We start from the raw sequence: 12,031 nt of genomic DNA on the forward strand, positions 1-12,031 counted from the left end.
TGGGCGGCTCATGGTTTGTCGGCGCCTTTGAGGCGCTCACCCTAAAGCCTCCGGCTCTGCCGGAGGATACTTACTGCCAGCATCCCGCGATTAAATTTTAACGGCATTGAATAAATATAAGGCTGGCAGAAAATGGCACCAAATAATAATTGGCTGGTACGTGATAGCCACGTTTTGCAACATCCAAGTCAGTACCGTAGCGGTGAAAAAATACTGCTGGTTAAAGGTTTGGGCGCACATCTTTGGGATGATACCGGAAAGCAATATATCGATGTCCACGCCGGAGCCTGGCTTGCACAAATAGGGCATGGCAGACAAGAGGTGGCGGATATTGCAGCCCGGCAGATGAGTACTCTGGCGCATTTTACGATTGCCTGGGATTTTTCTAACTTACCCACCATTGAGCTGGCCGAACGTCTGATAGCAAGAGCGCCTGACAATATCGGGAAAGTCAGGCTGATGAGTTCAGGATCCGAAGCTGACGATGAAGCATTACAGTTGGCACGTCTTTATCATTACCGTCGCGGTGAGCCTGGGCGACGTAAGATCCTGGTGCATAAAGGCGCCTTTCATGGCCGAACCTACGCGGGGGCGGAGCTTGCCGGAGGGCGGCAGGGTATTGGCGGTGGCGAGCCGGAAATAATCCAGCTTACTCCCGTTCGCCCTTATCATCCGGAGTTATACCATGGCCAGGCGCTGACGGATTTTTGCGTGCAGGAGCTGGAAGAGGCTATTCGTGAACACGGGGCAGAAAATATCGCCGCGATGTTTGCGGAATTAATTGTCGGGCCTGGGGGCGTTATTTCACCGCCCGATGATTACTGGCCGCGCATGAACACGGTGCTCAGGCGACACGGGATACTGCTGGTCGCCGACGAAGTGGTTACGGCTTTTGGTCGCGCGGGCGCGTGGTTCTCATCGCATGATTATAACCTCAGGCCGGATATCATTGTGCTGGGGAAAGGGATCGCCAGTGGATACATGCCACTTGCGGCTTTACTGTTAGACAAGGATCTTGCTGAGGTGGTGGCCGGAACGGACAGCGGCGGTTCATTTGCCGGGCATCTGGTTGCCGCTGCCGTGGCGTCCGCCAGTATTGATATTTTGACCCGTGAAGACCTCATTCCTCAGGGGCGCGCGCGCGGCCAGCAGTTTTATAACGAGCTGATTCCGCTGTTGGATATTCCTGTTATTGGCGAAATCCGCAGTCGCGGGGCTCTGGTGGCGCTGGAGTTAGTTACTGACAAAACAAGCCGCGCTTCGCTCTGCGCCCGTAATCCGGAATTACCGGCCATTATTCGCCGCTATGCCAGACAACAAGGGGTGATTCTTGGCGTGCATGGCGGGGCTATCACCCTGGCACCGCCTCTGGTGATTGAGGAAGAGGATGTCAGTAAAGTCAGCAAAGTCCTTGTTGATGTGGTTACGCATGTTAATGACATGAAGGGGCTTGTCAGATAAATAGCCTGTCAGTACGCAGGCTTCAGCCAGAGTTTAAGCCATTAAAAACATACTGGGCGCCAGACAACAGGGTTCTGTCGCCCGGTAAATTATTCCACTTTTTATTTATATCCCCTTTTCCTCCGCCGTCAGCGGCATTATGGGTGCCATTTATCCTTGAACAGGAAATGCCCCCAAACGTTTATTGATTTACGTTGAAATGGGTAGATGCCGGTTGACATCGCGTAGCCGGAATGGAGGGTTTATCGCTGATTATAAGGGGATTTATTGAATTCGGTAGACGTCAGGAGAGGTGTGTATGGTGTCCCCTGCAGGAATCGAACCTGCAACTAGCCCTTAGGAGGGGCTCGTTATATCCATTTAACTAAGGGGACGAAGCGGCAGGAGTATAACGTTATTTCGACGGCGCGTTAAGCATACCTGCGGCCAAGTGGTTAAAGAGTCACCGTTTTGTCCCTTTTTGTGCAAATTCTTCCGGGGGCCTTCTCTCTTTTGCCGCCGCTTTCGCCGCGGCCTTGCGGGCGTTAATCATGTCATTGCGGATCTGTGCATGGCTTAACAAGGCAAAAATAAAGGTTCCGCCGCATATATTTCCGGCAAGCGTGGGCAGGGCAAAGGGCCAGAAGAATTCACTCCAGTGAATGGTGCCGTTAAAAATCAGATAAAAGATTTCTACCGCGCCCACCACAATATGGGTGGTATCGGCAAGGGCAATAAGCCAGGTCATTAAAATAATGACCACGATTTTGGCCGCGCCGGCGGAGGGAAACATCCAGACCATAGTGGCAATGATCCAGCCGGAGATAATGGCGTTGGCAAACATTTCTGCCGGGCTGTTCTTCATCACATCCATGCCGATTTTGACGAAAGCATCACGGGTGGCCTGATCGAAAATGGGCAGATATTCAAACGCCCAGGCGGCAATGCCCGTGCCGATTAAATTGCCCAGCAGGACCACGCTCCACAAGCGCATCATCAGGCCGAAATTCATCCATGAAGGTGTTTGCATCACCGGCAGCACTGCCGTCACCGTATTTTCGGTAAACAGCTGCTGGCGGGCCATAATGACAATAATAAAGCCAAAGGTATAACCCAGGTTCTCAATAACAAATGCGCCCGGAATGCCATCGAGTTGAACATGGAAGATCCCTTTTGCCAGTAGCGAGGCGCTCATGGATAACCCGGCGGCAATGGCTGACCACAGTAGCGCCATAGCATCGCGTTCCAGCTCTTTTTCGCCATCCTGACGAATGTGTTCATGGATCGCCATGGCGCGCGAGGGGAGCCGGTCTTCATCCACTTCAATTTTCTCGCCGCGCTGCTTCTCGTCGCTCTGCACCTCAAGTTCGTCGGTGTGTTTATCGATTTTCTCTTCTGCAATATTGTTCATGATGTCTCCACTTAGCGCGGTCATATGGCTTAAGCGTAGTGACTCATGGCCGTGGCGTCCGAAAATCGGAGTAATGGCAGTTATGGTGATACGCAGCGCACAAACTTTAGGTAACATTATTGAAAACGAGGGCCAAACTGCGGCTATGCTGAATGTAAGTCTGCCTGTTTCGTAGACATCACAAGGTGTACTGATACAATGCGTTACATGTTTACGACGCAACTTGCTACGACCTGCATTTGCGTTCAGATGGATGGCGCTTCGCGAAAGCCATTTTCTTCAGGGAGACATTTATGAAATTTCGCCTGTCAGCGCTTGCGCTGGCGACAACCGTGCTGGCTGGCTGTGCCAGTTCCGGGGAGCAACAAGGGCGTTCTGACCCGCTGGAAGGGTTTAACCGCACCATGTACAGCTTCAACTTCAACGTACTGGATCCCTATGTTGTGCGGCCTGTTGCTGTTGCCTGGCGCGATTATGTGCCGCAACCGGCGAGAAATGGCCTCAGCAATTTCACCAGTAACCTTGAAGAGCCAGCCATCATGGCCAACTACTTCCTGCAAGGTAACCCTTATCAGGGGATGGTGCACTTTACCCGTTTCTTCCTGAACACCCTGCTGGGGATGGGCGGTTTTATCGATGTCGCCGGGCTGTCGAATCCGAAACTGCAACGGGTTGAGCCGCATCGTTTCGGCAGCACACTCGGTCACTATGGCGTGGGTTATGGCCCCTATATGCAACTGCCTTTCTACGGCAGCTTCACGCTGCGTGAGGATGGTGGGGATATGGCGGATACGCTCTATCCGGTGCTCTCCTGGCTGACCTGGCCGTTATCTATCGGTAAGTGGACGGTGGAAGGGGTCGAATCCCGTGCGCAACTGCTGGATTCCGATGGCCTGCTGCGCCAGTCTTCCGATCCGTACATTCTGGTGCGCGAAGCCTACTTCCAGCGCCACGACTTTATCGCCAACGGTGGTAAGCTCAAGCCAGATGAAAACCCGAATGCGAAAGCGATTGAAGGTGATTTGAAGGATATTGACTCGGAGTAAGTCCGGTCAGAGCAATAAAAAAGGTGAGCGCAAATGGCTCACCTTTTTTTACGCCTGCCAGTAATCAGAAGGCGTAGTTAAAGTTCACACCGTACAACCAGGCACGACCTTCAGATTTGAAGGTGTAAGGACCTTCGGTAAATTCCACTTTTTGACCGTGCATGTAGGAAACACCGACGTCAACTGACGCATCTTTGTTGAAGGCGTAGGTTGTACCTGCGCTCAGCCAGAAACGGTCCTGATCCGGAATGGAAATGGAACGTTTGTTAGCCGGAACCGGGCTGTCATCAAAGGCGATACCGGAACGGAAGGTCCAGTTGTCATCCATGTAATAGGTGGTGCCCAGCGCGATGCGGTAAGAATCTTTAAAGCCTTCTTCTTTCTGGAACAGGGTTTGACCGTTGCTGTTGGTCGCTTTCAGCTCCTGGAACTGACTCCAGCTGGTGTAGGCCAGACTGTAGTGGATAGCCCACTGCGGCGCCACGCGGTTATAACCTGAAATCTCCCACATTTCTGGCAGATTCAGGGTCAACGCGCCGCCAGTGGTTGCGCCGCCGGTACCGTAAGGTAAGCCCAGGCCCAGAGCTGCGTTGATTGGGTTCAGGCTGGCTGGCAGGCTGCTCTTATAATCGCCATCGAAGTCGACTTTAATTTCAGAGCGGTAGGTCAAACCGTAACGGTTGTCTTTGTCGATTTCATACAGGATACCGGCGTTCCAGCCGAAGCCCCACTCGTCACCTTTCAGGTAAGCAATCTGGGTATCACGGCTGATGCCGCCAGCCTGAGCGCCGATAGCGGCAGCCTGAGCTGGGGTGAGCCGCCCAGCCTGCACCAGCGCCGGAATATTGGCGCCAATGATTTGCGGTAAATCACCGGCATAACGTTCCAGTTTCGCGCGGGCATAGACCGCATCGAAGCCCAGGCCGAAGCTCCAGTGATTATTCAGGCGGTATGCGCCGCTCAGGTTAAGGTTCAGGGTTTCCAGGTCGGTTTTACCGCCCATCGAACCTGCCGCAAAATCATTATTAAACTCGGTAGCCAGACCATAGTTGGAGGTGACAGACGCCCCCCAGCCGAACTGGTCATTAATCGGGGCCACAAAGTGCAGGTTAGGTACCCAGGCCGTCGGCGCAATATTGTCCTGGCTGGCATCGTTACCAATGGCAGAACGGCCCGAAACATTGACATCGGGGTTCACGAAGATCGCACCGCCCGAAAAGGTTGGGCGATCGAACATCATAATCAGCGCAGGGTTGCGGCTCGCATTCGCGGCATCATCCGCAATCGCCCCTTCGCCGGAATAGGCGCGGCCAAGACCAGAAGACGAAAATTCGTTGAGTTGAAAGCCTGCGGACCAGGCTTGGGTAGAGACGATTGCCACTGCAATAGCGAGAGCTGACTTGGTAAACAGGGTTTTCTGGCTCATGACCAAAACCTCATCAATTATATTTATTTAAACTCAGTTACATGGTGTAACAGGGTGCGCAAGTGTAGGGTCTGCGGTACATCTTAGAAATCAGACCAGTGGCGAGAGTATAGGTCTGACCAGCGCAAATGTTGCAAGGTTGTATATAAAAATTAGCAAGTATGATCTTAGAAACGGGATCCGCGTGGCAAAATTGCGGCCAGAGTCGCTAAGCATATTGGTTGATTTTTGTTTTAGATCATTTTTAAGTGTGATTTCGCTCACTTGTCGCCGATCCTCAAATTATCAACTGGAGGGGCAACCCGCTGGGGGGTAAAATATGCGCAACCTTATCTGGCACCTTGGGTGCGAATTCAGAGGAAATCACAATGAGTAAATGCAGTGCTGATGAAACCCCGGTTTGCTGCTGTATGGATGTTGGCACCATTATGGACAACTCCGACTGCACCGCTTCGTATAGCCGGGTTTTTGCTAACCGCGCTGAAGCGGAAGAAACCCTGGCAGCCCTGACGGCGAAAGCCCGTGGTGTGGAGTCTGAACCTTGCCAAATCACTTCGACCTTCACTACAGAAGCACAGGGCGTGCGCCTGGATATCGATTTTGTCTTCCCCTGTGAAGCCGAAACCCTGATTTTCCAGCTGGGTCTGCGTTAATTCCCCTCTACGCTCCTGCACTCTGCGGGAGCGTTATTCTCAATAATCTCTGTGGCTTAGCTCCCAATTTTTCTCCCCTCTGATTGGCTAAATGTAAAAAAATAGTTAAGACTGTTATCAGGTCAGACCACTTTAGGGTCGCGCTGTTAACAGGGGAGTGTTATGAGTCAGGCATTACCGCTTGTCACCCGTACGGGGGACCGCATCGCCATCGTCAGTGGATTGCGCACGCCATTTGCCCGCCAGGCCACGGCATTTCATGGTGTTCCGGCCATTGAACTGGGAAAAATGGTGGTGAGTGAACTGCTGGCCCGCAGTGAAATTGTGCCGGACGTTATTGAGCAACTGGTGTTTGGGCAGGTGGTTCAGATGCCTGAGGCCCCGAACATTGCGCGTGAAATTGTGCTCGGTAGCGGAATGAGCGTTCACACCGATGCTTACAGCGTCAGCCGTGCCTGCGCCACCAGCTTTCAGGCGGTGGCCAACGTTGCTGAAAGCCTGATGGCTGGCACTATCCGGGCGGGCATTGCCGGTGGTGCGGACTCGTCATCGGTGCTGCCCATCGGGGTCAGTAAAAAGCTGGCCCGCACCCTGCTGGATGCCAGCAAGGCGCGCACGATGGGGCAAAAGCTCAAACTCTTCTCCCGTTTACGGATCCCTGATTTGTTTCCCGTTCCCCCTGCGGTTGCGGAATACTCCACCGGCTTGCGGATGGGGGATACCGCCGAGCAGATGGCGAAAAGTTACGCGATAAGCCGTGAAGAGCAGGATGCGCTGGCTCATCGCTCACACCAGTATGCCGCTAAGGCCTGGGCCGAGGGCAAACTGGATGCCGAAGTCATGACCGCTTACTCGCCGCCTTACCGCGAACCCTTTAACCAGGATAACAACGTTCGCCAGAACTCCAGCCTTGCCGATTACGCGAAACTGCGTCCGGCATTTGATCGCAAACATGGCACGGTGACGGCGGCGAACAGCACCCCGCTTACCGACGGGGCGGCGGCGGTGATCCTGATGACCGAATCCAGGGCCCGCGAACTGGGCCTGCAACCCTTGGGTTACCTGCGAAGCTATGCCTTTACGGCGACGGGCGTTCAGCAGGATATGCTGCTGGGGCCAGCCTGGGCCACGCCTCTGGCTCTCGACAGAGCAGGGCTGTCGCTTGCGGACTTAACCCTTTTCGATATGCACGAGGCATTTGCCGCTCAGACCCTGAGTAACCTGAAACTGATGGCAAGCGAGCGCTTTGCCCGCGATGTGCTGGGCCGTTCGCAGGCTACCGGCGAGGTGGATGACAGCAAATTTAACGTACTGGGCGGCTCCATTGCATACGGCCATCCATTTGCGGCGACCGGAGCGCGCATGGTAACTCAAACTCTGCACGAACTTCGCCGTCGCGGCGGCGGATTCGGCCTGGTGACCGCCTGTGCGGCGGGCGGACTGGGTGCGGCAATGGTACTGGAGGCTGAATAATGGAAATGACATCGGCATTTAGCCTGACCGTTCGCCCTGACTTCGTTGCGGTTGTCACCGTTGATGTACCCGGCGAGAAAATGAATACCCTGAAGGCCGAGTTCGCCACCCAGGTACGCGCCATCCTCAGGCAAATTCGCGAGAACAAAGCTATTCGGGGCGTGGTGTTTATCTCCGCAAAGCCCGACAACTTTATTGCCGGGGCAGACATCAATATGATTGATGCCTGCCAGAGTGCGCAGGAAGCCGAAGATCTTGCCCGTCAGGGGCAACAGCTGATGGCGGAGATCCATGCGCTTTCGGTGCCGGTTATTGCCGCGATCCACTGCCCCTGCCTGGGGGGCGGGCTCGAGCTGGCGCTGGCCTGCCATCGTCGTATCTGTACTGATGATGCGAAAACGGTGCTGGGGCTGCCGGAAGTGCAGTTGGGGTTGTTGCCGGGTTCCGGTGGCACCCAGCGACTGCCGCGGCTGGTAGGGATCAGCACCGCGCTGGAGATGATCCTCACCGGTAAAGCTTTGCGTCCCCGCCAGGCGCTGAAGGTGGGTCTGGTGGATGACGTTGTCCCGGTTTCGATTCTGCTTGAAGCCGCTGTCGCTCTCGCGGCGCAGGAGCGTCCTGCCAGCCGTCATTTACCGGCGAAAGAACGCCTGCTGGCAAGCCCATTGGGCCGCACTTTACTGTTTCGGATGGTAGGCAAAAAGACCGAACAAAAAACACAAGGTAACTATCCGGCGACGGCGAAAATTCTGCATGTGATCGAAATGGGTCTTGCTCAGGGGCGCAGCAGCGGCTATGAGGCGGAAGCGCGCGCCTTTGGTCAACTGGCGATGACGCCGCAATCGCAGGCGCTGCGGCATATTTTCTTTGCCAGCACTGAGCTGAAAAAAGATCCCGCCAGTCCGGTGCAGGCAGGAGCCCTGCGCTCGGTGGGCATTCTTGGCGGCGGCTTAATGGGCGGAGGGATAGCCTACGTTACGGCGGGGAAGGGTAATCTGCCCGTTCGCATCAAAGATATTAATCCCAAAGGGATCAACCACGCCCTGCAATACAGCTGGCAGGAGCTTGATAAAAAAGTTCGTCGCCGCCATCTCAAACCCGCCGAACGCGATGCGCAGATGGCACGTATTTCAGGCACTACCGACTACAGTGGATTTTCCCGGCGGGACGTGGTGATTGAAGCGGTCTTTGAAGATTTGGCCCTGAAGCAGCAAATGGTTGCAGAGGTTGAAGCGCATTGCGCCCCTGAGACCATTTTTGCCTCTAATACCTCATCGCTGCCGATAGGTTCTATTGCCGCGAAGGCGACAAGGCCAGAGCAGGTTATCGGATTACATTTTTTTAGCCCTGTCGAGAAAATGCCGCTGGTGGAAGTGATCCCCCATGCGGGAACCTCTGAACAGGCCATTGCTACGGTCGTAAAGCTGGCGAAGGCGCAGGGAAAAACCCCGATAGTGGTCGCCGACAAAGCCGGCTTCTATGTCAACCGCATCCTCGCCCCTTATATAAATGAAGCCATACGCCTGCTCAGCGAAGGCGAACGCATTGAAACTATTGATAACGCGCTGGTGAAGTATGGCTTCCCGGTTGGCCCCATCCAACTTTTGGATGAAGTGGGAATTGATACGGGAACTAAAATTATCCCGGTGCTTGAAGCGGCCTATGGCGATCGTTTTAGCGCACCTGCAAATGTCGTTTCAGCGATTTTGAATGACGATCGCAAAGGCAGAAAAAATGGTCGTGGTTTCTATCTTTACGCCACGAAAGGGCGTAAAAGCAACAAGCAAGCTGACTCAACGATTTACCCGCTTATTGGCGCTTCAGGCGCGGGGAAATTGTCCGCTGAAAGTATCGCGGAACGCTGCGTCATGATGATGCTTAACGAAGCCGCGCGCTGCTCTGCAGAGCAGGTTGTGCGTAGCCCACGGGATGGCGATATTGGCGCTGTTTTTGGTATTGGTTTCCCACCTTTCCTGGGTGGCCCGTTCCACTATATGGATTCCCTTGGCGCGGGTGAAGTTGTCGCTACCCTTCAACGTCTGACGGCGCTTTATGGGCCGCGTTTCACTCCTTGTCAGACTTTGTTACAGATGGCTGAACAGGGCGAAACTTTTTGGCGCAAAAAGGAAACTGATTTTGTAAGTTAAGGTCAAAAAAGGGTAAATCCTGCACGAAATGAAATTGTCGTGGTTAATTTGTAAACAGTGATTGACTATACTTGCGGCATTAGGGTAAAAGACAACGTTTCATTCAGTGAATGGATAAGGCACAATGCCCGGCCATTAATCATTTCCGGCGTAATGGAACTGTTTCACGCGGAAATATTAATGCTTCTGGTTAACAAAAGCGGTGCAATATGCAAGTTTTTATCATGCGTCATGGCGATGCTGCCCTCGATGCAGCCAGCGACGCTGTTCGTCCCTTAACCCCTTGCGGGTGTGATGAATCGCGCCAAATGGCAACCTGGTTGAAAGGCCAAAAAGTGGATATCGACCGTGTTCTGGTCAGCCCGTTTCTGCGTGCTGAGCAAACACTGAAAGAGGTGGGTGGTTGTATGAACCTGCCTGACAGCGTGGATGTCCTGCCGGAACTGACTCCGTGTGGTGATATTGGTCAGGTAAGCGCTTATTTACAGGTTCTTGCCGGTGAAGGTGTCGCTACGGTACTGGTGATTTCTCACCTGCCGCTGGTCGGCTACCTGGTGTCCGAGCTTTGTCCCGGAGAAGCGCCGCCAATGTTCACGACTTCCGCCATTGCCAGCGTGACGCTGGATGAAGGCGGTAGCGGTGTCTTTAACTGGCAAATGAGTCCCTGCAACCTGAAGATGGCAAAAGCTATCTGATTCGTCGGACCGTGAAAAAAAGCCGCGCTTTATACAGTGCGGCTTTTTACTTTCTAAAACCCAACTACTCAGGGAAGCTCAGGCGGCTGCCACTCTTCCACTTCAATCAGGACCAACACCGCTGCATCGCCGCCATACTCTTTCGGCGCCTGATGAAACGCCATCACATGCGGATGCTGCGCCAGCCACAATGGCGTCTGTTGTTTAAGAATATGTTTGCCGTGTCCGTGCATCACGCAGGCGCAAAATACGTGTTCACGACGACAGGCGGCAATCAGCGCGCCCAGTTCCTGCTTGGCCTGCATCTGGGTCAGGCCGTGTAGATCAAGAAACAGCTCCGGGGCGTAATCACCACGGCGGATCTTTTTCAGTTCAAAATGGCTGACGTCATCACGAACGTATTTTACCGGCCCTTCGGTATTGAGCAGCGGCTGGAATTCATCAGAAAAGTAGTGACTGTTATCGGCCTGTTCCTGTAACAGCCTTTTCACCGGGACCTCGCTGACCTTTTTTCTCGTCGGAGGATGCACAACGGTATCCTGCTTGAGCTTGCGCGTGCCGGTCATCAACTGACGGAAGAGGGTCTGTTCCTCCTCGCTGAGCGATGGTTTCTTTTTCATCAATTAATCTCATCTATTATTTCTTTTATTTCTGTCAGTGTACCCGAGTCATCAGCTGAAGGTCAGCAAAATGCTTTTTTACGCCCACAGCCTGAGCGTCAATGCTGATTTATCGTCGCCGTCGTGGCAAACTAGCCGCCGAATTTAAAGACAGCATGTCCTGGGGGATAAAGTGGATAAAATTTTCGTCGATGAAGCAGTCAGTGAGCTGCATACCATTCAGGACATGTTGCGTTGGTCGGTCAGCCGATTCAGCGCGGCAAATATCTGGTACGGTCACGGTACCGATAACCCATGGGATGAGGCCGTCCAACTGGTGTTGCCTACTTTATATCTGCCGCTGGATATCCCGGAAGATATGCGCAACGCCCGTCTGACCTCCAGCGAGCGCCATCGGATTGTGGAGCGCGTCATCCGCCGGGTGAATGAACGTATTCCGGTGGCCTATCTCACCAATAAAGCCTGGTTCTGCGGGCACGAATTCTATGTTGATGAACGCGTGCTGGTGCCGCGCTCGCCGATTGGCGAACTGATTAACAACCACTTTGCAGGTCTGATTGAAGGGCAACCGCAGCACATCCTCGATATGTGTACCGGCAGCGGCTGTATCGCGATTGCCTGCGCTTATGCCTTCCCGGAAGCGGAAGTGGACGCGGTGGATATCTCCCCGGACGCCCTGGCGGTAACCGAGCAGAATATTGACGATCATGGTCTGATTCACCATGTCACGCCGATCCGTTCCGATCTGTTCCGTGACCTGCCAAAAGTGCAGTACGACCTGATTGTGACCAACCCGCCTTACGTTGATGAAGAAGATATGGGCGATTTGCCGTCTGAATATCGTCATGAGCCGGAGCTTGGCCTGGCGTCAGGCAGCGATGGCCTGACGCTGACCCGCCGTATTCTCGCCTGCGCGCCTGATTACCTCAGCGATAACGGCGTCCTGATTTGTGAAGTCGGCAACAGCATGGTACATCTGATGGAACAATATCCTGACGTTCCCTTCACCTGGCTGGAGTTTGACAACGGCGGTGACGGTGTCTTTATGCTGACGAAAGCGCAGCTTCTTGCCGCCGGGGAACATTTCAGCATTTATAAAGATTAAGCAAACGCTCAACAA

The 12,031-nt window shown here is 53.8% G+C and carries 10 protein-coding genes and 1 tRNA gene; 7 read left to right on the top strand and 4 right to left on the bottom strand.

Going from position 1 to position 12,031, the window contains the following annotated elements:
* The first annotated feature begins 132 nt into the window (after positions 1–132).
* A complete protein-coding gene (locus ACSZO4_RS01700; RefSeq protein ID WP_437887104.1) occupies positions 133–1,461 on the top strand; it encodes an aminotransferase family protein in 1,329 nt (442 codons plus the stop codon).
* A 299-nt stretch (positions 1,462–1,760) separates the two neighbouring features.
* On the opposite strand, the gene ACSZO4_RS01705 is transcribed toward ACSZO4_RS01700, so the two are convergent.
* Both ACSZO4_RS01705 and ACSZO4_RS01710 read right to left on the bottom strand, forming a co-directional pair.
* Positions 1,761–1,835, bottom strand: a tRNA-Arg gene (locus ACSZO4_RS01705).
* Between the two features lie 68 nt (positions 1,836–1,903).
* The gene (locus ACSZO4_RS01710; RefSeq protein WP_437887105.1) at positions 1,904–2,851 is read right to left on the bottom strand and encodes a formate/nitrite transporter family protein; all 948 of its coding nucleotides are present in this window, start codon (positions 2,849–2,851) and stop codon (positions 1,904–1,906) included.
* 293 nt (positions 2,852–3,144) lie between these two features.
* On the opposite strand from ACSZO4_RS01710, the gene mlaA reads away from it, so the two are divergent.
* Positions 3,145–3,897, top strand: coding sequence for a phospholipid-binding lipoprotein MlaA (gene mlaA, locus ACSZO4_RS01715; RefSeq protein ID WP_437887106.1), 753 nt, complete (start codon positions 3,145–3,147; stop codon positions 3,895–3,897).
* Between the two features lie 64 nt (positions 3,898–3,961).
* Here the strand turns inward: mlaA and fadL are convergent, their stop codons facing one another.
* Positions 3,962–5,323, bottom strand: coding sequence for a long-chain fatty acid transporter FadL (gene fadL / locus ACSZO4_RS01720; RefSeq protein ID WP_437887107.1), 1,362 nt, complete (start codon positions 5,321–5,323; stop codon positions 3,962–3,964).
* A 368-nt stretch (positions 5,324–5,691) separates the two neighbouring features.
* Between fadL and ACSZO4_RS01725 the strand changes: the two genes are divergently transcribed.
* From ACSZO4_RS01725 to sixA, 4 genes are all read left to right on the top strand, one after another.
* A complete protein-coding gene (locus ACSZO4_RS01725) occupies positions 5,692–5,976 on the top strand; it encodes a YfcZ/YiiS family protein (RefSeq protein WP_437887108.1) in 285 nt (94 codons plus the stop codon).
* A 162-nt stretch (positions 5,977–6,138) separates the two neighbouring features.
* The gene (gene fadI / locus ACSZO4_RS01730; protein ID WP_437887109.1) at positions 6,139–7,449 is read left to right on the top strand and encodes an acetyl-CoA C-acyltransferase FadI; all 1,311 of its coding nucleotides are present in this window, start codon (positions 6,139–6,141) and stop codon (positions 7,447–7,449) included.
* On the top strand, positions 7,449–9,596 hold the full coding sequence (gene fadJ, locus ACSZO4_RS01735) for a fatty acid oxidation complex subunit alpha FadJ (protein WP_437887110.1): 2,148 nt from the start codon (positions 7,449–7,451) through the stop codon (positions 9,594–9,596). Before fadI ends, fadJ begins: the two co-directional genes overlap by 1 nt.
* A gap of 209 nt (positions 9,597–9,805) precedes the next feature.
* Positions 9,806–10,291, top strand: coding sequence for a phosphohistidine phosphatase SixA (sixA, locus tag ACSZO4_RS01740; protein ID WP_437887111.1), 486 nt, complete (start codon positions 9,806–9,808; stop codon positions 10,289–10,291).
* A gap of 68 nt (positions 10,292–10,359) precedes the next feature.
* On the opposite strand, the gene smrB is transcribed toward sixA, so the two are convergent.
* Positions 10,360–10,911: an endonuclease SmrB gene (gene smrB / locus ACSZO4_RS01745; protein ID WP_437887112.1), complete on the bottom strand. Its 552-nt coding sequence runs from the start codon at positions 10,909–10,911 to the stop codon at positions 10,360–10,362.
* A 172-nt stretch (positions 10,912–11,083) separates the two neighbouring features.
* Here smrB and prmB point away from each other — a divergent pair, with 172 nt between their 5' ends.
* A complete protein-coding gene (prmB, locus tag ACSZO4_RS01750; RefSeq protein ID WP_437887113.1) occupies positions 11,084–12,016 on the top strand; it encodes a 50S ribosomal protein L3 N(5)-glutamine methyltransferase in 933 nt (310 codons plus the stop codon).
* Positions 12,017–12,031: the final 15 nt, after the last annotated feature.

Source organism: Phytobacter sp. V91 (assembly GCF_965644225.1).
Lineage (GTDB): Bacteria > Pseudomonadota > Gammaproteobacteria > Enterobacterales > Enterobacteriaceae > CBFFRJ01.